At 57.5% G+C, this 24,037-nt stretch carries 18 protein-coding genes; 12 read left to right on the top strand and 6 right to left on the bottom strand.

Annotated elements, in window-relative coordinates; translation table 11 throughout:
* Positions 1-6 precede the first annotated feature (6 nt).
* From FURADRAFT_RS02085 to FURADRAFT_RS02055, 10 genes are all read left to right on the top strand, one after another.
* Entirely contained in the window at positions 7-936 is a 930-nt protein-coding gene (locus FURADRAFT_RS02085; RefSeq protein ID WP_040652163.1) for a GDP-L-fucose synthase family protein, read from the top strand.
* The gene (locus FURADRAFT_RS02080) at positions 936-2,099 is read left to right on the top strand and encodes a DegT/DnrJ/EryC1/StrS family aminotransferase (RefSeq protein WP_008952443.1); all 1,164 of its coding nucleotides are present in this window, start codon (positions 936-938) and stop codon (positions 2,097-2,099) included. The genes FURADRAFT_RS02085 and FURADRAFT_RS02080 overlap by 1 nt, the downstream gene beginning before the upstream one ends.
* 37 nt (positions 2,100-2,136) lie before the next feature.
* Positions 2,137-2,886 carry a glycosyltransferase gene (locus tag FURADRAFT_RS02075; RefSeq protein WP_150104984.1) on the top strand — a complete coding sequence of 250 codons (750 nt, stop codon included), beginning with the start codon at positions 2,137-2,139 and terminating at the stop codon, positions 2,884-2,886.
* Positions 2,887-3,215: 329 nt separating this feature from the next.
* The gene (locus FURADRAFT_RS02070) at positions 3,216-4,655 is read left to right on the top strand and encodes a polysaccharide biosynthesis protein (RefSeq protein ID WP_040652157.1); all 1,440 of its coding nucleotides are present in this window, start codon (positions 3,216-3,218) and stop codon (positions 4,653-4,655) included.
* Positions 4,656-5,540, top strand: coding sequence for an alpha-1,2-fucosyltransferase (locus tag FURADRAFT_RS19975; RefSeq protein ID WP_008952440.1), 885 nt, complete (start codon positions 4,656-4,658; stop codon positions 5,538-5,540).
* Positions 5,507-6,334 carry a glycosyltransferase gene (locus FURADRAFT_RS19970; RefSeq protein ID WP_008952439.1) on the top strand — a complete coding sequence of 276 codons (828 nt, stop codon included), beginning with the start codon at positions 5,507-5,509 and terminating at the stop codon, positions 6,332-6,334. Before FURADRAFT_RS19975 ends, FURADRAFT_RS19970 begins: the two co-directional genes overlap by 34 nt.
* Complete coding sequence (locus FURADRAFT_RS19965) at positions 6,322-7,221, top strand: glycosyltransferase family A protein (RefSeq protein WP_008952438.1); 900 nt, start codon at positions 6,322-6,324, stop codon at positions 7,219-7,221. Before FURADRAFT_RS19970 ends, FURADRAFT_RS19965 begins: the two co-directional genes overlap by 13 nt.
* Complete coding sequence (locus tag FURADRAFT_RS19960; protein ID WP_201441907.1) at positions 7,202-8,077, top strand: glycosyltransferase family 2 protein; 876 nt, start codon at positions 7,202-7,204, stop codon at positions 8,075-8,077. Before FURADRAFT_RS19965 ends, FURADRAFT_RS19960 begins: the two co-directional genes overlap by 20 nt.
* On the top strand, positions 8,074-9,486 hold the full coding sequence (locus FURADRAFT_RS02060) for a mannose-1-phosphate guanylyltransferase/mannose-6-phosphate isomerase (protein WP_008952436.1): 1,413 nt from the start codon (positions 8,074-8,076) through the stop codon (positions 9,484-9,486). Before FURADRAFT_RS19960 ends, FURADRAFT_RS02060 begins: the two co-directional genes overlap by 4 nt.
* Positions 9,473-9,982 (top strand): GDP-mannose mannosyl hydrolase, encoded by a 510-nt coding sequence (locus tag FURADRAFT_RS02055; protein WP_050773204.1) that lies wholly within the window; start codon positions 9,473-9,475, stop codon positions 9,980-9,982. The genes FURADRAFT_RS02060 and FURADRAFT_RS02055 overlap by 14 nt, the downstream gene beginning before the upstream one ends.
* A 45-nt stretch (positions 9,983-10,027) precedes the next feature.
* Here FURADRAFT_RS02055 and FURADRAFT_RS02050 read toward each other — a convergent pair whose 3' ends face one another.
* Positions 10,028-11,443 (bottom strand): FAD-dependent oxidoreductase, encoded by a 1,416-nt coding sequence (locus tag FURADRAFT_RS02050; protein WP_008952435.1) that lies wholly within the window; start codon positions 11,441-11,443, stop codon positions 10,028-10,030.
* A gap of 120 nt (positions 11,444-11,563) precedes the next feature.
* Positions 11,564-16,012: a glutamate synthase large subunit gene (gltB, locus tag FURADRAFT_RS02045; RefSeq protein ID WP_008952434.1), complete on the bottom strand. Its 4,449-nt coding sequence runs from the start codon at positions 16,010-16,012 to the stop codon at positions 11,564-11,566.
* A gap of 286 nt (positions 16,013-16,298) precedes the next feature.
* On the opposite strand from gltB, the gene FURADRAFT_RS02040 reads away from it, so the two are divergent.
* Together FURADRAFT_RS02040 and FURADRAFT_RS02035 are read left to right on the top strand one after the other, a co-directional pair.
* Positions 16,299-17,819, top strand: a complete 1,521-nt coding sequence (locus tag FURADRAFT_RS02040) for a phospholipase D-like domain-containing protein (RefSeq protein ID WP_008952433.1) — start codon at positions 16,299-16,301, stop codon at positions 17,817-17,819.
* Positions 17,820-18,152: 333 nt separating this feature from the next.
* Positions 18,153-20,417 carry an arginine/lysine/ornithine decarboxylase gene (locus FURADRAFT_RS02035; protein WP_014088400.1) on the top strand — a complete coding sequence of 755 codons (2,265 nt, stop codon included), beginning with the start codon at positions 18,153-18,155 and terminating at the stop codon, positions 20,415-20,417.
* A 116-nt stretch (positions 20,418-20,533) separates the two neighbouring features.
* Here FURADRAFT_RS02035 and FURADRAFT_RS02030 read toward each other — a convergent pair whose 3' ends face one another.
* The 4 genes from FURADRAFT_RS02030 to FURADRAFT_RS02015 form a co-directional block, all read right to left on the bottom strand.
* On the bottom strand, positions 20,534-21,310 hold the full coding sequence (locus FURADRAFT_RS02030; RefSeq protein WP_008952431.1) for a ferredoxin--NADP reductase: 777 nt from the start codon (positions 21,308-21,310) through the stop codon (positions 20,534-20,536).
* A 93-nt stretch (positions 21,311-21,403) separates the two neighbouring features.
* Positions 21,404-21,889 (bottom strand): HAD family hydrolase, encoded by a 486-nt coding sequence (locus FURADRAFT_RS02025; protein ID WP_008952430.1) that lies wholly within the window; start codon positions 21,887-21,889, stop codon positions 21,404-21,406.
* 136 nt (positions 21,890-22,025) lie between these two features.
* Positions 22,026-23,168: a trans-sulfuration enzyme family protein gene (locus tag FURADRAFT_RS02020; protein WP_008952429.1), complete on the bottom strand. Its 1,143-nt coding sequence runs from the start codon at positions 23,166-23,168 to the stop codon at positions 22,026-22,028.
* 128 nt (positions 23,169-23,296) lie between these two features.
* Positions 23,297-23,956, bottom strand: coding sequence for an amino acid ABC transporter permease (locus FURADRAFT_RS02015; RefSeq protein WP_008952428.1), 660 nt, complete (start codon positions 23,954-23,956; stop codon positions 23,297-23,299).
* Positions 23,957-24,037: the final 81 nt, after the last annotated feature.

Genomic DNA, 24,037 nt, shown 5'->3' with positions numbered 1-24,037 from the left:
AATTTTATGAAAATTTTCCTGACTGGCGCTTCGGGAATGGTGGGGCGCAATCTTCTCGAACATGAGGAAGCGGGCAACCATACCTGGCTAACGCCACGCCATAGCGATCTCGATCTGACCGACTTCATAGCCACTTGTCAATATATTGACAAAAAGCAGCCTGATTTGATTATTCACGCAGCCGGTCGAGTTGGGGGCATTCAGGCAAACATGCGGGAGCCTGTTCGTTTCTTGATAGAAAACCTCGACATGGGTCGCAATGTGCTATTGGCAGCGGCTAAGGCTGGGGTACCAAAGCTGATCAATATTGGCAGTTCGTGTATGTACCCGCGTAATCGCAACGACCCATTGAAAGAAGAGGACGTTCTGTCTGGTGAGTTAGAACCTACCAATGAAGGCTACGCTCTAGCCAAGATCACCATCGCTCGTCTTGCTGATTATCTTTGTCGCGAACGATCAGAGTTGAACTATAAAACAGTCGTTCCGTGCAATCTCTACGGCCGGCACGACAAGTTTGATCCGCGTTGGTCGCACCTTATACCTGCAATAATCTACAAATTGCATCAAGCCAAAATAACCGGTGTTAGAAAGGTTGAAATCTGGGGTGATGGCAATGCGCGCCGAGAATTCATGTATGCTGGGGACCTTGCTGAGGCATTGTTCAAGGCAAGTTATGATCTTGCCGACATGCCAAGCTTGATGAATATCGGCCTTGGTTATGATTTCACGGTTAATGAATACTACCAAATGGCTGCCGAAGTGATTGGTTACGATGGTGAATTCACACACGATTTAAGCAAGCCGGTAGGCATGAACCGCAAGCTGACAGATGCAAGCAAAGCGCGTGCGTGGGGTTGGGTGGCCAGCAGCAGCCTCAAGGAAGGCTTGGCCAAGACCTATGATTTCTATCTGAATACAATGATCGGGAATAAGTAATGCATTATCCACTCGCCAGCTCCACTTGGGATGAAGCCGAATACGCAGCCATGCAGCGTGTTATTGACTCCGGAATGTTCTCCATGGGCAAGGAAGTTGCTCAGTTTGAAAAAGAATTCGCAGCCTGGAGCGGCAGCCGGTTCGCTGTGATGGTCAATTCCGGCTCCTCAGCCAACCTTGCCATGATCGGTGCTCTGATCTTCCGTAAGCAAGGCGCGCTCAAACAGGGAGACGAGGTCATTGTCCCGGCCGTGTCGTGGAGTACCACCTACTACCCCCTGCAGCAATACGGTCTCAAGTTGAAGTTTGTCGATATCGACCGTAACACCCTCAATATGGACCTGTCACAGCTGGAAGCGGCTATTAGTGAAAAAACCCGCGCCATTCTGGCAGTCAACCTGTTGGGAAATCCAAACGACTTTGCCAAGATCCGCCAGATTGTCGGCAGCCACGATATCATTCTACTGGAAGACAACTGCGAATCAATGGGTGCCATGTTTGATGGCAAACAAGCCGGCACCTTCGGCCTGATGGGCACGTTCAGCAGCTTCTTTAGTCACCATATTTCCACCATGGAAGGTGGCCTCGTTGTCACCGATGACGAGGAGCTTTATCACATTCTGTTATGTCTGCGAGCTCATGGTTGGACCCGTAACTTGCCCAAGTTCAACCATGTCTGCGGCGAAAAAAGCGACAACCCCTTTGAAGAGTCGTTCCGCTTTGTCCTTCCAGGCTATAACTTGCGACCGCTGGAGCTGAGCGGAGCGATCGGGCAAGAACAGCTGAAAAAGCTGCCCGAAATGATCCAGGCCCGCCGCGACAATGCGGCCTATTTTCAGGAGATTTTCTCCCATCATTCATGGCTCGATATTCAGCAGGAAACAGGAGAAAGCAGTTGGTTCGGCTTTGCCTTGGTATTGAAACCTGATGCCCCGATCACACGCGATGAGCTGGTCAAGAAACTGGCTGAAGCAAATATCGACGTTCGCCCTATCGTTGCGGGTAATTTTGCCAAAAACGAGGTGCTCAAGTGGTTTGATTACAACATTCATGACGAGCTTGTCAATGCTGAATATATTGACAGGAATGGATTTTTTGTCGGAAACCATCACTATGACTTAGCAAGCCAAATATCGTATTTGCACGCAGTCATTAGCAAATAAACAAGTTGTCTGCTCGGGTTGAGGGAAATTTTAGCAAGTGAAAAAAATTAGCATAGTTATGCCGTGTTTCAATGGTGAGCGATATCTCGAGCACGCAATAAAATCATTCCTCAACCAAAGTTATCAGGAAAAACAATTAATTATTGTTGATGGGAAATCAACAGACGGATCGCACACCATCATCAATGCATATTCGCAAAATAATCCATCGATAGTTTGGGTGAAGCGCAAAGACAAAGGGATATCGCATGCAATAAACATGGGGATAAATGAAATTGAAAACGACGCAATATTTGGTTATATGGGCGTTGATGACATATTAATGCCTCACAGCTTAGAAACCGTTGCGACGCTACTGTTCGATTTTAGCATGGCCAATGCTGCTTTTTTTGATTCATTTACGTTCGAGAGGAATGGTCGATTTTTTTATAGAAATGCGCCAGTAAAGAGTGTAAACACAAAGACACTAGTGAAGTATGGAACAATCGCTGGGCTGCAGAACTTTTACTGTGATGCAGAAATTGTCAAAAAACTTCTCTTTTTAGAAAAAAAGAAATATGCAATGGATTTCGATTTTTATTTTAGGGCAGCCAGCAAAGGAATTCTTAGAGCCGTTTGCGCACCTCAGGCGTCTACTGTCAACATACAGGATGGTAACATTTCCACGAAGTTTTTCCGGATGGGGCACAAGGAACGACTTGATTCAATACTTGAAATTCAAGGGATGAGTATGGATTATGCTATTGCGCGCCTCAAATTCTGGATTAGCAAGCTCAAAAGCTATTGAATAAAGAGCGAACATTGCTTTTTTGTATATTTAAGTACACTTATAGACTAATTTTAGAAAAACCTTCATCAGTTCATCTCCAAAATGTTCTGCGCGGAGGATTTTGAATAGCAAAATAGAGTACCATGCGAACAATGTACAAATTCCTCAAAAGCCTGAACGAAACTGACTATAGTTCGCTATCAGGAGAACATCGTTGCCTTCTAAAGAGCGAAGCAGTGGCGCCGTTCTCAGCAGAGCACTTTGCCAATATGATAACCGACCAGATCGACTAAGGACTTGGGGCTGCTGCGTTGAGAAAGGCAAGTTATGACATCGTATGGCTAGGCTTGGCACGCCTTGGCCAAGCAGCACTAGGGCTGGTCGCCTTACGTCTGGTGACCCATTATCTCACCGTTGACCAGTTTGGCTTGCTCGGTCTGATGACTGCACTGACAGGGTTCTTTGGACTATTCCTGATCAACCCTGTCGGGCAGCACGTCAGCCGCCATACACACGACTGGCACCAGCAAGGGGTGTTGCTTGACCAATTGAAGCGGTATAACCACTACCTGATTTGCTTGGCCATCATTACCTTCATACTAGCCGGCACATGGTATGGAGCGCGAACCGGCTGGACTGCCCATATGGCAAACCAACTGGGTATAGCGGTGGTTCTGTCTCTGACTGTCTGGCTTGGTACATGGAACGCCACGCTGGTCCCAATGCTGAATATGCTTGGCCACCGTGCAGGGACTGCTGCGTTGAGCATGCTGACGGTTGCGGCTGGACTGGTGATGTCCGCCCTACTGATTAACTGGCAGGCGCAGGCCACCTTCTGGCTCGCCGGGCAACTCGTTGGGCTCGCTTGCGGCGCATTGCCAGCTTTACACATGCTTCGGCGTGAAGAACCCACTACACCCACGGCGGTCCGTTCAGCATTTCTGGACCGTACCACATTGCAACACTATTGTTTGCCCTTGGCGATGGCAACCGGATTAATGTGGTTGCTTGGCAGCGGGTACCGTTTTTTCGTGGATGCCGTCTGGGGGGCGCGTGATCTGGGGCTACTTGTTTTGGGGTTGGCCGTGGCGGCTCAATTCTGGGCAATTATAGAAAATGTGGCTGGCCAGGTTGTATATCCGAAGTATTACTGCTGCTTGAGCAGAGAGAACGATACCGACAAGCGGAATGCATTCAATCAGATGGTCAACGTAGTGATACCTAGTTATTTGATTTTGCTAGGTTTGGGGTTGGCGACAGCCCCGCATCTGCTGGTTGTATTAGCCGACCTACGATTCGCGAATGCCAGTCAACTTTGCAGTATCGCCATGCTGATCGAAGCGATGCGAGCTACCACAAACGTAATTACTCAAGCGGCACAAATAGAACGTAAAACGGCCTCAATGATCTTTCCCTACTTGGTCGGCGTTGTATCTGCAGTGATTGGCTTTGGTGTTCTTTACCTAATGAAGGCAACTGTAATATGGGTACCTTGGATCTTGGCCTTTGCCATGCTGTGTGTGCTAGTGACTGCCGTATATAAGATGCATCAGATAGCTCCAATATATCCTGATCGCAAAAACTGGTTGTTGGCACTCTTGGCTGGCCTAATCGTGATCCTGCTAACTTTCTCGCTACAGGCCAGCTCTATGGCAGGTCATATTTCAGTGCTTTTCATCAGTGGCACCCTCAGTCTATGTGCTCTTCTCTGGGTTCAAAAACGAAGTAAGGCATTTCACGCTCTAATGGCAGTACGATTACCAGCAGAGCGTAGTCAAGGAATATAGGTGATTATTGTAAGACTCATGGGGGGGATGGGAAATCAGCTCTTCCAATATGCAACGGCCTTTGCTTTGTCAAAAAGAAAGAGCGAGCCTCTGGTCCTGGATACCAGGTTTTTTGATCATTACACCCTTCATGGAGGGTATAAGTTAGATCATTTCAATATCTCTGCTCGAATACTGTCTAAAGAAGAAGAAAGCTTATATCCAAATTGGCAAGCAAATTTGCTGTTAAGATACCCAATTATAGATAGAGCCTTTAAAAAGTGGCATGTAGAAAGGCAGTTTACTTACCAAGACCGCATCTATCGTATGAAGAGGGGTCAAGCGCTACTCGGGTACTGGCAGAGTGAGCTGTATTTCCAAGAGTACAGAAAAGAAATTTCTGCAGAATTTACTCTGAAGGAGCAGTCATCTGTAACTGCCCAGCAGATTTCTGTTGCAATGCAGGGCGGGAACAGTGTGGCCGTTCACATCCGCAGAGGTGATTATTTGTCTAATCCTTCGGCACTACGAACCCACGGCATCTGCTCTCTTGGCTATTATAACCATGCCATGTCCTTACTAAATGAAAGAATTAATGATGCCCAATTTTATATTTTTAGTGATGACATTGCCTGGGCTAAAGAGAATATCAAGATTGGCAAGACAAGCAAGAACCTCATTTTTATTGAGGGCGAGTCTGTAGAGACTGACTTTTGGCTGATGACCCAGTCAAAGCATCACATTATTGCTAACAGCACCTTCAGCTGGTGGGGAGCATGGTTGGCCAACAATACAGACGAGCAGCTTGTTATTTGTCCAAGCCCTTGGTTTGATGACAAAAACCTTTCGGAAACAGATTTGATACCTAAATCATGGATAAGATTAAACAAGGATCTGCCAGTCTAGTGGTAGGCGATCAACAAGAAAAACACCCCGTTGTTTCTGTTTTGCTTCCTGTAAATAGGGTAGATCGGTTTTTTATCCCTGCAGTTGAGAGCATTCTTACCCAGACATTGCAAGATTTTGAATTAATCATTATAGCAAATGGCTGTAGCACCGAGCATTTAAACAAAATTAGGTTGACATATGGCGACCATAATAGGGTAAGAATCCTGAACACTGAAATCAAAGGACTTCCTTTTGCGCTTAATTTAGGAGTACATAACGCACGCGGTTTATATATTGCCAGAATGGATGCCGACGACATATCCATTCCCGAAAGGCTCGAGAAACAGTTGAATACCCTTGAACAGAATAAAAAAATAGGAGTGGTTTCGTCGGGGGTTGATTTTATTGATGAAAACGACCAAGCAATTAGAGAAGGTAAATTTCCTGAACTAACGGACAAAGACCATAGAAGACTGCTTCCATTGATCTGCTGCATTGCACATCCAACTGTGATGGTTCGAAAGGAAATTATCAATAAGTTGGGTGGTTATTCTTTTGGTAGCTTCTCAGAAGATTATGATTTATGGCTTAGGATAATGCGCGAGCTGCCCGAGGTAGAATTCTACCGCATACCGGAAAGCCTATTGAAATATAGAAGACATGGAAATCAAGCAACCTCATCAAAAAATATAAAGAAAATTAGGGCGTATAACTCCGCACTAAAGATAAGAGAGTTATTTTTAAGCAGGAAACTAAAGTTTATTATTGGTATCATTCTCCCTGCCAGAATGGTGACGCTATGGAGAAAGTAAAAAAACCTGTAAAAATTTTTGTAATGACCAGAAATGATGGGGGGCACTTAGAGAAATGTATCAATTCTATTTTATGTAATACCATTTATCCCTACGAGCTCATTATTGTGGATAACCATTCGAATGATGGGCTAACAGGAAGGCTGATAAGAGATTTAGAAAAAAAATACCCCACTACAATAAAGGCTGTTGAAAACAGAGCCAATAAATGGATTCTCGGCCTAAATGATGCTCTTAAGTCAGTATCCAAAGATGCTGACCAGTTTTTCGTTCTCACAGATGGCGATATTGCGGTAAAAGAGCCTGACAGGCTATCGGGCGAATGTTGGTTGTCCGCATCTGTTCGGACCATGACAGAAAATCCGTGGATAGGTAAACTCGGTCTGTCAATTGACTTAAGTCATATTAAAGAACTACCTTCAATGCAAGCTATATTTGCAGGGGAGGAAAAGTTCTATAGACACAGCCTAAATCCGGATATCTACCTAGCACAAGTAGATACTACTATTGCAATCTATAGATCCGACTTGTTCATTCATGAAGAGCCAAAATTTTACCCTGGCCATAATTCATACATAAAGCCTCATTACCATGTTGGACGGCTTAAAAAATATCAATGCGTTCATCTTGGGTGGGAAAGATATAATGAATACCCAACGCAGTCTCAAATAGATGAGAAAGTTGTATGCTTTACAAAATATTGCGGCTATGTAAATGATATCACCCTTAAGCAGGCTTCGCTCTCTGTAAGGGCGTTTAGAAAACTATCAGCTATTTTCCGACTATATTGGGGTGCAAGGCTTTTTCTTTTCTGGGTTATATATTTGAAGAAAAAGAAGATTATATATTTAAACGAGTTGCTTCAAAGTGGAAAATCAAAATATTAGCAACACTAAGGTCAGCGCATCCATAGTTACATATCAGAATAATATTGACATATTGCGCAGCACTCTTGCTTCGGTGCAAGGTGCAGACATGGCAGTTGATCTATTCGTTATTGACAACTCGCCTACTACAGAGTTGCAGGGGCTTTGCGAAGAATTTAATGCCAGTTATTTTCACAACCCCCAAAACCCTGGCTTTGGCGCATCACACAATCTCGCTGTTTTTGAACTAACCGAACCAAATATTCACCTTATCATTAACCCAGATATAACGTTTGACGGTAATACGATATCTCAACTAGTTGGGTTTATGAATGATCATCCAGAAGTAGCTTGTTTGGTGCCCAAGGTCGTCTATCCGGATGGAAGCCTGCAGAGGTTATGCAAGTTGCTCCCTTCACCGATCAACCTTTTCAGTCGACGCTTTGCATCGGCACTTGCCGAGCGTCTTGATGAGGATTACGAACTACGCTGGTTTGGATATGATCAGATTGTTGACATCCCTTACGTATCTGGTTGCTTCATGGCAGTTCGTACCGAAGTGTTCAGAAAAATCGGGGGCTTCGATCAGCGTTTCTTCATGTATCTGGAGGACACCGATCTTTCCAGACGTCTTGCTCAACATGGCCGAGTTGTGTTCTATCCTGATGCGGTGGTAAAGCATACGTTTGCGAAACAATCGTACAAGAATCGTAGGCTTTTGTTTGCTCACATCAAGTCGGCAATCCAATATTTCAATAAGTGGGGCTGGTTTTTTGACTCTGAGCGTCATCATCGCAACCGTGAGGCTGTCGCCAAGATCCGGGCGGCAATGCTTAAAACTAAACAAGACAATCATTCAACGGAGCTCAATACATGATCCCGGTTATTCTCTCCGGCGGCTCTGGTACTCGCCTGTGGCCACTGTCACGGGGCCTGTTTCCCAAGCAGTTCCTGCCACTGACCTCCAGCCGAAGCATGATGCAGGAAACTCTGTCACGCCTTGATGGGGTCAGCGATTGCCAGCAACCGTTGGTGATTTGTAACGAAGAACATCGCTTCATCGTTGCCGAGCAACTGCGCCAGCAAGGCGTGCAGGGGGCCGGTATTCTGCTTGAACCTATTGGCCGTAATACGGCCCCGGCCATTGCCGCTGCAGCGTTACATGCGATGTGCGACGATGGTGACCCACTCTTGCTGGTGCTGGCCGCTGACCACTCGATACAGGATGTAACGGCCTTTCAGGCCTCTATCAAGGTGGCTTTTCAGGCTGCACAGGATGGGGCTTTGGTGACGTTTGGCATTGTACCCACAGCTCCCGAAACCGGATATGGCTATATCCAGAAGGGCGATGATCGAGGGGGCTCTGGTACGTTTTCTGTTCGACGCTTCGTCGAAAAACCTGATCTATCAACTGCGCGAGCTTATCTTGCAGATGGCGATTACCTGTGGAACAGCGGCATGTTCCTGTTCCGTGCATCAGCGTTGATTAGAGAATTGGAAAAGTTTGCTCCGGAAATGCTTGTTGCCTGCCGCCGAGCAGTTGAGACTGCAACTTCAGATCTGGATTTTATTCGCCTTGGCAAAGAAGCTTTTTCAGCCAGCCCGGGAGACTCCATCGACTATGCGGTGATGGAAAAAACAGACAAGGCAGTGGTAGTGCCGCTATCGGCAGGCTGGAGTGATGTCGGCTCATGGTCGGCACTTTGGGATGTTTCGGCAAAGAATGCTCACGGAAATGTCGAAAAAGGGGACGTTACCGCGGTAGATAGCCATAATTGCTATCTGCATAGCAGTGATGGCCGGCTAATCGCTACAGTCGGCGTAGATGATCTGATCGTGGTTGATACAGACGATGCCGTACTCGTAGCACACAAGGACAAAGTGCAGGATGTCAAAAAGGTGGTTGAGCTATTGAACCATGCCGGCCGCTCGGAAGCCGTACATCACCGCGTGGTGTATCGCCCATGGGGTTGTTACGACAGTATCGATAGCGGCGAGCGCTACCAGGTAAAGCGGATCACAGTAAAGCCGGGGGCGCGCCTCTCAGTGCAAATGCATCATCACCGCGCCGAGCACTGGGTCGTGGTTTCCGGTACCGCCAAAGTACTGAAGGGTGATCAGGAGCTACTGCTAGCGGAGAATCAGTCGGTCTACATCCCTGTGGGGGTTATACACGCATTGGAAAATCCAGGGAAAATTCCCCTTGAATTAATCGAAGTGCAATCCGGGGCCTATTTGGGCGAGGATGACATCGTCCGCTTTGAAGACCGCTATGGCCGCTGCTGACTTCCCTGCCATTGATAGCCCGACAACCAACCTGCCCTTTGATGACTTCATGCACGTAGTACGGTGCACGCCGCTAGTCTCGATTGACCTGATCATCGGCAACGGGCAAGGTCAGTATCTGTTGGGATTGCGCAATAACGAACCCGCCGCAGGTTTCTGGTTTGTCCCCGGAGGCAGGGTGCTCAAGGATGAGACGCTGGATCAAGCCTTTAAACGCCTGACCTTAGATGAGCTTGGGGTGAGCATCTGCCGCCATCAAGCCCAACCTTATGGGGTTTGGGAGCACCAATACCCGACCAATGCGGGTAGGCAACCCGGCTTCGGGACGCATTATGTAGTGCTGGCCTACTGCCTTACCTTGCCAGAAATACCTACAGGATTGCCTCGACTACAGCATGCCCGCTATCAGTGGCTAAGTCCGGAGCAGATTTGCCCAGACTTAGCAATCCATGCCAATACCCGAGCTTACTTTCAGATATCCCTGCCCCATCAGTAACCCGCCTCTCGGCGGGTTGTAAGCTAGGTCGAACAATTCGTTGTCTTACCAGACCTTCAGGTATTCCAGCATGCCTTCGGCGGCCTGACGGCCTTCGAAGACGGCACGAACCACCAGATCGGCGCCGCGGACCTGGTCGCCGCCGGCAAAGACCTTGGCGTTGCTGGTCTGGTACTTGTATTTGGCGCGACCCGAGGCCAGGGTGCGGCCGCGCTCGTCAACGGCGATGGAGTGGCGCTCGAACCAGTCGGCGGCTTCGGCCTGGAAGCCGAAGGCGATGACGACGTGGTCGCACTCGATGATTTCTTCCGAGCCCGGAACCACTTCTGCCGCGCGGCGGCCCTTGGCATCCGGGGCGCCGAGGCGGGTTTCCGCCAGCTTGAGGCGCAGGCTGCCGTCGGCCGCTTGCTCGATGCCCAGCGGCTGGCGGTTCCACAGGAACTCGACACCCTCTTCCTTGGCGTTGCCGACTTCGCGTTTGGAGCCCGGCATGTTGGCTTCGTCACGGCGATAGGCGCAAATCACGCGCTCGGCGCCCTGGCGGATGGAAGTACGGTTGCAGTCCATGGCGGTATCGCCACCGCCCAGCACCACTACGCGCTTGCCTTTCATGGACAGCGGGGTCTCGTCGGCCGGCAGGGTGCCCAGGTGCTGACGCACGTTGTTGACCAGGAACGGCAGCGCTTCCAGCACGCCCGGCAGGCTTTCGCCGTCAAAGCCGCCCTTCATGTACTTGTAGGCCCCCATCCCCATAAACACGGCGTCGTACTGTTCCAGCAGTTCTTCGATCTGGACGTCGCGGCCGATCTCGGTATTGAGACGGAACTCGACGCCCATGCCTTCCATGATCTCGCGACGGCGCTTGACCACGCTCTTTTCCAGCTTGAATTCGGGGATGCCGAAGGTCAGCAGGCCGCCGATTTCTTCGTACAGGTCGAACACCACCGGCTTGACGCCGTTGCGTACCAGCACGTCGGCACAGCCGAGGCCGGCCGGGCCGGCACCGATAACGGCGACTTTCTTGTCGGTCCACACCACCTTGGACATGTCTGGGCGCCAGCCCGCCTTGTAGGCTTCGTCGGTGATGTACTTCTCGATGGAGCCGATGCTCACGGCGCCGAAACCGCCTTGTTCGAGGGTGCAGGCGCCTTCGCACAGGCGGTCCTGCGGACAGACGCGGCCGCAGATTTCCGGCAGGCTGTTGGTCTTGTGGGACAGTTCCGCCGCTTCGAACAGGCGGCCTTCGTTGACCATCTTCAGCCAGTTGGGAATGAAGTTGTGTACCGGGCATTCCCATTCGCAATAGGGGTTGCCGCAGGACAGGCAACGCCCGGCCTGCTCGGCTGCATCGGCGCTGTTCAGCGGCCGGTAAATTTCCTTGAATTCGATCTTGCGCGCCGCCGCCTCGACCTTGTCGCCGGGGTTGCGCGGGAGCGTCATGAATTGGAATACGTCACCCATGGTGGCTTCCTCTTGCCGGGGCAAGGCGTGCTTCCGCACGCCGCCCACTAACTATCATATCTGTGTGATTCAGAGCTGGAGCCGAAGGGACGGGGCATCGGCCCCATCCATGATCAATCATCAATCCTTCAGCAGGCTATCGAGCTTGGCGGCCTTGGGCTTCACCAGCCAGAAGTAGTCGACGAAGTCGTCGAAGTTTTCCAGCATGTTGCGGCCGATATCGGAACCGGTGAATTCGACGTGCTTGGCCAGCTTGTCCAACAGGAAGGCACGGTACATACCCATGGCTTCGCCGTTGATCAGGTGGATGTCCACCAGCTCGTTGTTGTAGCGGTAGGCGAAGCGTTCGTTCGGGTCGTAGACGAAGGCGAAGCCCCCGGTCATGCCGGCGCCGAAGTTGTAGCCGGTTTCGCCCAGCGAGATTACGCAGCCGCCGGTCATGTATTCGCAGCAGTGGTCGCCCGCGCCTTCGATCACCGCCAGCGCGCCGGAGTTGCGCACCCCGAAGCGCTCGCCGGCGACGCCGGACGCGTAGAGCTGGCCGCCGGTGGCACCGTACAGGCAGGTGTTGCCGATGATGATCGACTCGTGCGACTTATATGCCGCGCCTTTCGGCGGGTAGACCACCACGCGGCCACCGGCCATGCCTTTGCCGACGTAGTCGTTGGCGTCGCCTTCCACTTCCAGGTGCAGGCCGGGCGCGTTCCAGACGCCAAAGCTCTGCCCGGCCGAACCGGTGAACTTGACGGTCAGGCAGCCTTCCGGCAGGCCGGCCGCCCCATGCGCCTTGGCGATTTCACCGGACAGACGGGCGCCGATGGAGCGGTGGATGTTCTCGATCGGGTACTCCAGCCGCAGCATCTGCTTGGCCTGGATCGCCGGCAGGGCATCCTTGACGATGGCTTCGGCCAACTCGCCCTTGTCGAACGACGGGTTGCGGTCATCGACGCAGAAGCGCGGTTCGCTGTCCGGAATGGAGCCCTGGTTCAGCAGCGGAGACAGGTCGAGACGCTGCTGGCGCTCGCTCTGGCCCTGCAACAGACCCATCAGGTCCATGCGGCCGATCAGTTCTTCCATGGTGCGCACGCCGAGCTTGGCCATCCACTCGCGGGTTTCGCGGGCGATGAACAGGAAGTAGTTCATCACCATTTCCGGCAGGCCGATGAAGTACTTGGAGCGCAGCTTCATTTCCTGCGTGGCGACGCCGGTTGCGCAGTTGTTGAGGTGGCAGATCCGCAGGTACTTGCAACCCAGCGCCACCATCGGGCCGGTACCGAAGCCGAACGATTCGGCGCCGAGGATGGCGGCCTTGACCACGTCGAGGCCGGTCTTCAGGCCACCGTCGGTCTGCACCCGCACGCGGCCGCGCAGGCCGTTGGCGCGCAGCACCTGCTGGGCTTCGGAGAGGCCCAGTTCCCACGGCGTGCCGGCGTACTTGACCGAGGTCAGCGGGCTGGCGCCGGTACCGCCGTCGTAGCCGGAGATGGTGATCAGGTCGGCGTAGGCCTTGGCCACGCCGGCGGCGATGGTGCCGACACCCGGTTCGGCCACCAGTTTCACCGACACCAACGCGTCGGGGTTGACCTGCTTCAGGTCGAAGATCAGCTGGGCCAGGTCTTCGATCGAGTAGATGTCGTGGTGCGGCGGCGGCGAAATCAGGCTAATGCCAGGCTTGGAGTGACGCAGCTTGGCGATCAGCGGCGACACCTTGTCGCCCGGCAGCTGGCCGCCCTCGCCCGGCTTGGCGCCCTGCGCCACCTTGATCTGCAGCACTTCGGCGTTGACCAGGTAATGCGGGGTGACGCCGAAGCGGCCGGAGGCGACCTGCTTGATCTTCGACATCTTCTCGGTGCCGTAGCGCGCCTGGTCTTCGCCACCCTCACCGGAGTTGGAGCGGCCGCCGAGACGGTTCATGGCGGTGGCCAGCGCCTCGTGCGCTTCCGGCGACAGCGCGCCCAGCGACATACCGGCGGAGTCGAAACGTTTGACGATGGACTCGACCGACTCGACTTCGTCGAGCGGGATCGGGTTGTCGGCCAGCTTGAGCTGCATCAGGTCGCGGATCATCGCCACCGGACGCTCGTTGACCAGCTCGGCGTACTTCAGGTAGGCGTTGTAGTCGTCGTTCTGCACTGCCTTCTGCAGCTGCATCACCACGTCAGGGTTGTAGGCGTGGTATTCCTCGCCGTGCACGTACTTCAGCAGGCCACCCTGGGTGATCGAACGCATCGGGTTGAAGGCGAGGCGAACCAGCTTCTGCTGGTCGTCTTCGAAGTCCTCGAAGTTGGCGCCGGAGACGCGGCTCACGGTGCCTTTCAGGCAGAGCTCGACGACTTCCTCGTGGATGCCGACGGCTTCGAACAGCTGCGCGCCACGGTAGGAGGCAACGGTCGAAATCCCCATCTTCGACAGCACCTTCAAGAGGCCCTTGTTGATGCCCTTGCGGTAGTGCTGCAGCGCTTCGTTGGTCTTCAGCTCGACCTCGCCCGACTGCACCAGTTCGGCGATGATCTGGTAGGCGAGGTAGGGGTAGACGGCGGTCGCGCCATAGCCCAGCAGACATGCAATCTGGTGTGCATCACGCGCGGTGCCGGTTTCCACCACGATATTGCTCTTGCAGCGCAGGCCGGCATCGATCAGGGCGTGGTGCACGGCACCGGTGGCGAACAGCGCATGGATCGGCAGGCGGCCGTCACCGAGGGTGCGGTCGGACAGCACCACCACCACGGTGCCCTCGCGCACGGCGTCCACCACGTGCTGACACAGGCGCTCGATGGCAGCCTTCAGGCCTCCCTCGGACGGGTCGTAGCACAGGTCGAAGGAGGTCGACTTGAGGTAGCTTTCCGGACGCGTGGTGACACGCACGAACTTTTCGTGAGACAGCACCGGCGAGCGCACTTCGAGACGCTTGGCGTGCTCAGCGCTCTCTTCGAACATGTTGCGCTCGGGACCGAACACGGTGTTGAGCGACATCACCACCGCTTCGCGGATCGGGTCGATCGGCGGGTTGGTGACCTGGGCGAACTGCTGGCGCAGGAAGTCGAACGGCGAGCGGACCTTTTGCGACAGCACCGCCATCGGGGTGTCGTCACCCATGGAACCAATGGCTTCCTGGCCGTCATCGGCCAGTACGCGCAGCACCTGATCGCGCTCTTCGAAGCTGACGTTGAACAGCTTCTGATACTTTAGCAGTTCGTCCTTCGGCATCGCTTCGAGGGAGGAGTCATCCTCAATCGACAGCTCGAGATACTTGCCGCTGTCCTTGATCCACTGACGGTATGGCTTGGCACTCTTCAGCTGGGCATCGATGTCTTCCGGCATCAACAGTTCGCCGGTGGTGAGGTCGGCGGCGAACAGCTGGCCCGGCTTGACGCGGCCCTTGCGCACGACTTCTTCCGGCTTGTAGTCCCATACCCCCACTTCGGAGGCGATGGTGAGGATGTTGTCGCGGGTCAGCACCCAGCGCGCCGGGCGCAAGCCGTTGCGGTCGAGCAGACAGGCGGCGTAGCGGCCGTCGGTCAGCACGATGCCGGCCGGACCGTCCCACGGCTCCATGTGCATCGAGTTGAATTCGTAGAAGGCGCGCAGATCCTTGTCGGTGGAGTCGACGTTCTGCCAGGCCGGCGGCACCAACAGGCGCAACGCGCGGAACAGCGGAATGCCGCCCATCAGCAGGCCTTCGAGCATGTTGTCGAGGCTCATCGAATCGGAGCCATCGGTCTGCACGATCGGGCGGATGGCGTCCATGTCGAGGTGCGGCGTCGACATGATGCGCTCGCGCGCCTTGGACCAGTAGCGGTTGCCCTGCACCGTGTTGATCTCGCCGTTATGGGCGAGGAAACGGAACGGCTGAGCCAGCTTCCACTGCGGCCAGGTGTTGGTGGAGAAGCGCTGGTGGAACACCGCCAGGCTGGCCTCGAAACGCTCGTCCTGCAGATCGAGGAAGAACTTCGGCAGGTTTTCCGGCGTGACCAGGCCCTTGTAGGACAGGGTGTGCGGCGACAGGGTCGGCAGGTAGAAATAACCGTCTTCGGCCTTGTTGGCCTTCTCGGCCTGGCGGCGCGCCATGTACAGGCGGCGCTGGAAGCTGGCGTCGTCCATGCCGAACGGACAGTTCACGAACACCTGCACCATGGAGGGCAGGGTCTTGATGGCGTATTCGCCACAAGCCGAGACGTCCACCGGCACAGTGCGGAAGCCGGCCACTTCGAGTTCCTGCGCTTCGAGGAACTCTTTCAGGCGACGCAGGCTGCGCTGGCCCTGCTCCTGCTCGGGATGGTGGAACACCAGACCGGCGGCGTAGCTCGCCTTGAGGGCAATGCCGGCCTCGTGGGCGACTTCGCGCAGGAAGCCGTCGGGTTTGCGGAACAACAGGCCGCAACCGTCGCCCGATTTGCCGTCGGCGGCCACCGCACCGCGATGGGTCAGTTTGGCGAGCGAGGAAATTGCGGTCTGCACCAGCCAATGACTCGGTTTGTCCTCCAGTTGGGCGATCAAACCAAAGCCACAGCTATCCTGCTCGAAATCCGGGCGGTACAAGGTGCCCTGCAGCCATTGCTGTCTTTCCATACCATCTACCTGATTATAATGTGAAGCGAATGTCTTTGATTCTAAGGTCAAGGCGCGCCCTCCTGCAACCGCTTTTTGTGCGGCGCATAATTGCTTTTAAATCAAAGCATTACGCTGTTTTTTTTGACAAAAAAATTGGGAAATCCGGATTTTTTCAAAGAATTATTTTTCATCTTTGTGACACGGATTTTCATATAAACGACACAAAAAGCACCATTTTGGTGCCATGCGTGGTGCACATGCATCACCTTGGTTCACGCCATGTCTGACAATATACAATCTGGCCATGCCCAGCTCTAAACCCTCCCCCGCCGCCCTGGATTTCGTCCGGCAGCTGGCTGACCAGGCATTCGCCCGATCGGCGGGCGCGCCGCTGATCAATGGCAACACCATTGACCTGCTTTTCGACAGCCGCGAGAACTTCCCGGCCTGGGAGGCGGCGCTGTCGGGAGCCTGCGATTCGATCCTGATCGAAATCTATATCTTCGCCGACGACAGCTTCGGCCAACGTATCCGGGAAATCCTGATCGAGCAAGCCACCAAGGGGGTGCAGGTGCGCTTGCTGGTGGACTGGCTGGGCAGCTGGAAGGCGCACTTGCGCGGCTTCTTCAAGCCTCTGCAGGCCGCCGGCGCCGAGGTGCGTACCTACAACCGGCCGAGCCTGTCGGGCGGCAGCAGTCCGCTGGGGCGCAACCATCGCAAGCTGATCATCGTCGACGGGGCGGAGGCGTTCATCTCCGGACTGGGCATCAGCTCGCGCTGGGAGGGCAAACCGGACAAGGGGGGGGAGCCGTGGCGCGATACTGGTGCACGGCTCAGCGGCCCGGTACTGCAGGATGCCATCGACGCCTTCACCGACAGCTGGGCCAGTTGCGGCGAAGCGCTGGACGAGTCGCTGCGCCAGGCGAGCCGCAGCATGATCGGCGGCAGCGTGGCGGCGCGGCTGATCGCCACCACCCCGGCCACCGCCAACCTGATGCGGCTGGACCTCTTGATCGCCAGCTTCGCGCGCCGTTCGCTGTGGCTGACCGATGCCTATTTCATGGGCACCAGCACCTACCTGACGGCATTGCAGAACGCGGCCAAGGATGGCGTCGACGTGCGCCTGCTGGTGCCGCGCTCGAGCGACATCGGCTGGATCGCCACGGTGTCGCGCACGCTGTACCGGCCGCTGCTGGAAGCCGGGGTGCGGGTGTTCGAGTGGGACGGACCGATGATCCACGCCAAGACGGCGGTGGCGGACGGACGCTGGGCGCGCCTGGGTTCGTCCAACCTGAACCTGTCGAGCTGGCTTGCCAACCGCGAAATCGATGTGGCCGTGGAGGACGAGGAGATCGCCGGCAAGCTCGCCGACAAGTTTCTCGACGACCTGGAGCACGCCACCGAGGTGCGGCTGTCGGCACACCGCCACCGCCCGGTACTGAGCCGGCCGCGCCAGCGCGATTACCAGAGCCTGCTGTTGCCCAAGCCGGGCGCTGCGGCGTTAGGTGCCTCGGCGGCCGCGCGCCAGGCGGCGCGCATCGGCGATGCACTGGGGGCGGCGGTACGCGGTACGCGCACCGTGGAAGCCAGCGAAGCCAGCTCCTTCCTGACCATCGGCGCCGCGCTGCTACTGCTGGCCCTGGTCAGCGCCCTGTTTCCCTACCTGATCGCCGGGCCGCTGGCGCTCTTGCTGTTGCTCTCGGGCGGGGCGGTGGTGCTGAAGGCGCTGGGGTTGTACCGGGCGCGGTGGAAAAAAAAGCGACAGCCGCCGGGCACCTTGGAGCCTCATCCGGAGTCTGACGATAAACCGCCCCCGGAGGGCTGAAAGGCCCGTTAAACGGTCGATTCCGCCCCCCCTGCCAGCCCGGTGCGGAGGGTCTTGGCCAGCGTGATCCGGCGTGGCGGCGAGGCGCGTAAAAACACGCTTTCCGTAGTGCAACATTGTTCACGATTATCCGCTACACTACGCGCTTTTCTTTCGGGTTGACCTAAGCCGGCTGGCGAAACGATTGCCAAAGGGCGGGTTTAGCGTCGTGCGTCCGCAGTGACAAAACGACGGTGAACACCCCCTACCAATCCCATGCGTACCGCGGTGCTAAGCGCCCTTTATCCCAGCGTGCCGGTGACGTTCCGGTACGCCGTGTATGAGGACACAGGCATGCGTTTCCATTTCCCCATCGTCATCATCGACGAAGACTTCCGTTCCGAAAACACCAGCGGCTCCGGCATCCGCGAGCTGGCCGCTGCGATGGAGAAGGAAGGCATGGAAGTCGTGGGTTATACCAGCTACGGCGATCTGACGTCGTTTGCCCAGCAACAGAGCCGCGCCGCCGGCTTCATCCTGTCGATCGACGACGAGGAGTTTGGTTCTGGCACGCCGGAAGAGGCGCTGGATGCGCTGGCCAATCTGCGCAACTTCGTGGCCGAGATTCGCCGCCGCAACCCGGATATCCCACTTTACCTGTACGGCGAGACGCGCACGGCACGCCACATTCCGAACGACATCCTGCGCGAGCTGCATGGTTTCATCCACATGCACGAGGACACGCCGGAGTTCGTGGCGCGCCACATCATCCGCGAAGCCAAATCGTACCTGGACACGCTGGCGCCGCCGTTCTTCCGCGCCCTGGTGCATTACGCCCACGACGGTTCCTACTCCTGGCACTGCCCGGGCCACTCCGGCGGCGTGGCGTTCCTGAAGAGCCCGGTGGGCCAGATGTTCCACCAGTTCTTCGGCGAGAACATGCTGCGTGCCGACGTGTGCAACGCGGTGGACGAGCTGGGCCAGCTGCTGGACCACACCGGCCCGGTGGCGGCGTCCGAGCGCAACGCCGCGCGCATCTTCAGCGCCGACCACCTGTTCTTCGTCACCAACGGCACCTCGACCTCGAACAAGATCGTCTGGCACTCCACCGTCGCCGCCGGCGACATCGTGCTGGTGGACCGCAACTGCCACAAGTCGAACCTGCACGCCATCATGATGACAGGGGCGATTCCGGTGTTCCTGATGCCGACGCGCAACCATTACGGCATCATCGGCCCGATTCCGAAGTCCGAATTCCAGCTCGACAACATCAAGAAAAAGATTCTGGCCAACCCGTTCGCACGCGAGGCGCTGGAAAAGAACCCGGGCGCCAAGCCGCGCATCCTGACCATCACCCAGTCCACCTACGACGGCATCCTGTACAACGTCGAGGAGATCAAGAGCATGCTGGACGGCGAGGTCGACACCCTGCACTTCGATGAAGCCTGGCTGCCGCACGCGAGCTTCCACGACTTCTACGGCGACTTCCACGCCATCGGCGAGGGCCGCCCGCGCTGCAAGGACTCGATGATCTTCTCCACCCAGTCCACCCACAAGCTGTTGGCCGGCATCTCGCAGGCCTCGCAGATTCTGGTGCAGGACCCGCAGAACCGCCAGCTCGACACCGCCTGGTTCAACGAGGCCTACCTGATGCACACCTCGACCAGCCCGCAGTACGCGATCATCGCCAGCTGCGACGTGGCGGCGGCGATGATGGAGCAGCCGGGCGGCCAGGCACTGGTGGAGGAGTCGCTGGTGGAGGCGCTGGACTTCCGCCGCGCCATGCGCAAGGTGGACGAGGAGTACGGCCACGACTGGTGGTTCAAGGTGTGGGGGCCGAACGAACTGTCCGACGACGGCATCTGCGACCCGGCCGACTGGGAACTGGAGCCGGACGAGCGCTGGCACGGCTTTGCCGGCATCGAGGAAGGCTTCAACCTGCTCGACCCGATCAAGGCCACCATCCTCACCCCGGGCCTGGACGTGGACGGCAGCTTCGAAGAGATGGGCATCCCGGCCGCCATCGTCACCAAGTACCTGACCGAGCACGGCGTGGTGGTGGAGAAGACCGGCCTGTACAGCTTCTTCATCATGTTCACCATCGGCATCACCAAGGGCCGCTGGAACACGCTGATCTCGCTGCTGCAGCAGTTCAAGGACGATTTCGACAAGAACCAGCCGATGTGGCGCATCATGCCGGAGTTCGTCGCCAAGTACCCGCAGTACGAGCGCGTCGGCCTGCGCGAGCTGTGCCAGCGCATTCACCAGCTGTACAGCAAGCACGACATCGCGCGCCTGACCACCGAGATCTACCTGTCCGAGATGGAGCCGGCGATGCGTCCGGCCGACGCCTTCGCCAAGATGGCGCACCGCGAGATCGAGCGCGTGCCGGTAGAGGAACTGGAAGGCCGCGTCACCTCGGTGCTGCTGACGCCGTACCCGCCGGGCATCCCGCTGCTGATCCCGGGCGAACGCTTCAACCGCACCATCGTCGACTACCTGCGCTTCGCCCAGGAGTTCAACGGCGAGCTGCCGGGTTTCGAAACCGACGTGCACGGCCTGGTGGCGATGGAAAAGAACGGCAAGAAGGTGTACTGCGTGGATTGCGTTAAGCAGTAAGCCGCCGCACTCACGGAAAACCAACGGCCTCCCCTGCGGGAGGCCGTTTTGTTTTATGCCGGCCGGGACGGGGGCACCCCGGCGTCTGGCCGGAACGCTGGCGAACCGCCCGGCGCTTACCAGCCATTCTCCAGCGCCAGCTGGGCCGGGGCCGACAGCCGGCTCAAGGCATAGCCCATGCCCTTGAGCTGGCGATGGGTGTCTTCGACCATCTGCGGGCTGCCGCAGATCATGAGGCGCGAGCGCTCCGGTGACAGCGTCACACCCGCGGCACGCTCCAGGGTGCCGTCGGCCAGCATCGTCGGGATGCGTTGCGACAGGGTGCCAGGGAGCGTTTCGCGCGTCACCACCGGCAGGTACTGCAGCTTGTGGCCGTGCTCGGCCCACAGCGGGTGCTGCCGCAGCGCCGCGATCTCGGCCTGGTAGCTCAGCTCCGCCGCCTCGCGCACGCTGTGCACCAGCACGATGTGACGGAAGCGCTGCCATACCGCGGTCTCGTGCAGGATGGACAGATAGGGCCCGAGTGCGGTGCCGGTGGCGAGCAGCCACAGGTCTTCGCCGTCGGGGAAGCGGTCGGTGGTGAAAAAGCCGTTCGGGGTCTTGTCGACCAGGATCTGGTCGCCGACCTCGAGACGCGCCAGGCGCGGCGTGAACTCCCCTTCTGGCACCACGATGGAATAGAACTCGAGGTAGTCGTCCCAGCTTGCCGAGACGATGGAATAGGCGCGCCAGACGAAACCGGTCTCGGAGATCTGCAGGCCGAGCCGGGCAAACTGTCCGGGGGTGAAGCGGAAGGAGGGATCGCGACTGAGGCGGAAGCTGATCAAGCGGTCGGTCCAGTGATGTTTCCACAGGATACGCTCGGCGGTGTACTTCGCGGCGGGAGCTGGCATGGCGGTTCTCCGTAATGTCCGACTATTTTACTCGGATATTACCGCAAGCCCCTACTTTATGCCAGCGAGGTTGGCCGAAGAGACGCGCAAGACTCAGTCGGCCAGCAGCTCGAGCAGTTGCGGCAGCGCCGCGATCGCCGGCACGCCGGGCGGTGGCGTATCCCCTGCGGCATTAAGCCAGATGGCGGTGAGACCGGCGGCCCGGGCCGAGTGCACGTCGTTGGCGAGCGAGTCGCCGACCATCCACAGCTGCGGCGGCGCCACCCCCAGCTCGGCCGCGATGCGGCGATAGAACGCCGGGTCGGATTTGGCCAGGCCCAGCTCGCGGCGGCAGAACACCCGCCCGACCAGGTCGTCCAGACCGACCCGCGCCAGCGCGAGGCGCACGTCGTCGGCGCCCGACTCGGCCGCGTTGGTGGCGACGTGGCACGGCAAGCGCCCGGCCAGCGCCGCCAGCGTGTCGTACGCGCCGGGCATGGCGCGCACCTCGGGCCAGCGCCACATGCTGTCCGCCTGCCCGGGCAGGTCGGCCATCAGCGTATCGCCCCAGTCGAACAGTAGATGGAGGGGACGGTTCATCGCCCACTCCGCTCGTGCGCAGGTTGGCCGAAGAGCCCGGCATAAACGCGGCGGGGCCGGCTCGCACCGCGCGTCCGTTCCCTGGCCGGCATCACCCGGACCGGAGTGCGGTGCCGTGCGGATCGGCTCATCCGCGTCAGGCCAGCGCCTGGGCCAGGTCGGCCAGCAGGTCGTCGATGTCCTCGATGCCGACCGAGAAACGCAGCTGACCCTCGCGGATGCCCAAGGCGGCCTTCTGTTCCGGCGGCATGCCGCCGTGCGACATGGTGTAGGAATGATTGACCAGCGACTCCACCCCGCCCAGCGATTCGGCCAGCAGGAAGTACTGCAGGCGCTCGGCCACGCGGCTTGCGGCGGCACGGCTGTCGTCCTTGAGGTAGACCGTGACCACGCCGCCGAAACGCCGCATCTGGCGCCGCGCCAGCTCGTGTTGCGGGTGATCGGCGAGGCCGGGGTAGAACACTTTCTCGATGGCCGGGTGCGTGGCCAGGAAGGCGGCCACGCGCTCGGCGTTGTCGCAGTGGCGCTCCATGCGCAGGTGCAGCGTCTTGATGCCGCGCAGCGTCAGGAAGCAGTCCTGCGGACCCGGCACCCCGCCGGTGGCGTTCTGGATGAATTTGATCGACTTGGCCAGTTCGGCGTCTTTCACCGCCACCAGCCCGAGCAGCACATCGGAGTGGCCGCCCAGATACTTGGTAGCGGAGTGCATCACGATGTCGGCGCCCAGATCGAGCGGGTTCTGCAGATAGGGCGTGGCGAAGGTGTTGTCGACCGCCACCTTGACGCCGTGCCGGTGGGCGATGGCTGTCAGCGCGGCGATGTCGACCAGGTTGAGCAGCGGGTTGGTCGGCGACTCCAGCCACAGCAGCTTGGTGGCCGGGGTGAGCGCGTCGGCCAGGCTGGCCGGGTCGGTCAGGTCGGCGAAGCGCACCGTGATGCCGGCCGGCGCCATGACCTTGGTCAGCAGGCGGTAGGCGCCGCCGTACAGGTCGGCCACCGCCAGCACCTCGTCGCCCGGCTGCAAGGTGGCGCGCAGCACGGCGTCGATGGCGGCCATGCCGCTGCCGAAGGCGAAGCCGTGCGTGGCGTTTTCCAACGCCGCAAAGCAAGCTTCCAGCGCCGCGCGCGTCGGCGTGCCGGTGCGCGCGTAGCCGAACTCCAGCACCTCGCCGACGTGGTCGTGGGCGAAGGCCGAGGTCTGGTACACCGGCGGCATCAGCGCGCGGTTGTGCTGGTGGTGGTCGTAGCCGCTGTGGATGGTCTTGGTGGCGAATTTCATGGAGAGCCTGCGCGTATCGCGTCCCGTGATTCAGAGATGGCCGTGAGCTTACCACCGTACGCCGGCACGCTTCGCCGGCGACGGCGGGGAAGCCCCGGCGTCGGTATTGTCAGATCGGCCGCCCGCTGTCAACGGCGGTAGGCATGCGCCAGGCGCAGCTCCAGGCGCTTCTGCACCTGTTCGAACAGCGCACTCAACGCCCAGTAGATGGCCGCCGCCATCAGGTACAGCGGCAAGGGCTGGAAGGTCTGCGCGATCACGTCCTTGGTCGCCATCATCAGCTCGGACACGGTGATCACCGAGACCAGCGAGGTGTCCTTGATCAGCGAGATCAGGCTGTTGGCGAGGCTGGGCACCGCCAGCCGAAGCGCCTGGGGGGCCACCACGAAACGCATGGCCTGCCACCAGTTCAGCCCCAGCGACTGCGCCGCGTCCCACTGCCCGCGCTCGACCCCGGCGATCGCGCCGCGCAGGCTTTCCGACAGGTAGGCCGCCACGTTCAGCGTCAGCGACAGCACCCCGGCGGTGACCGGCTCGAACTCGATGCCGACCGACGGCAGACCGTAATAGATCACGAAGATTTGCACCAGCAGCGGCGTGCCGCGCATCACGCTGACGTAGAACGCCAGCAGCGGTGCCAACAGCGGCACGCGGGCGATGCGCACCAGCGCCACGACAAACCCCAGCAGCAGGCCCAGCACCATGGTGCTGAGCGCAAAAAATACGGTGTACCCCGTCCCCTTGATCAGTACCGGCAGCGCCTGCCGCGCCAGTTCAAGCCATTCCATCGCTCATCCTCAAAAACAGCGACGCCCCCGCAAGCCGCGGGGGCGTCCAGTTCGACCGTCCGGCAGACGGCCGCGGCCTCA

The organism is Pseudogulbenkiania ferrooxidans 2002 (assembly GCF_000174355.1).
Classification (GTDB): domain Bacteria; phylum Pseudomonadota; class Gammaproteobacteria; order Burkholderiales; family Chromobacteriaceae; genus Pseudogulbenkiania; species Pseudogulbenkiania ferrooxidans.
Note: the sequence above shows the minus strand (reverse complement) of the source record. Positions and strands in the feature narration are given on the sequence as shown.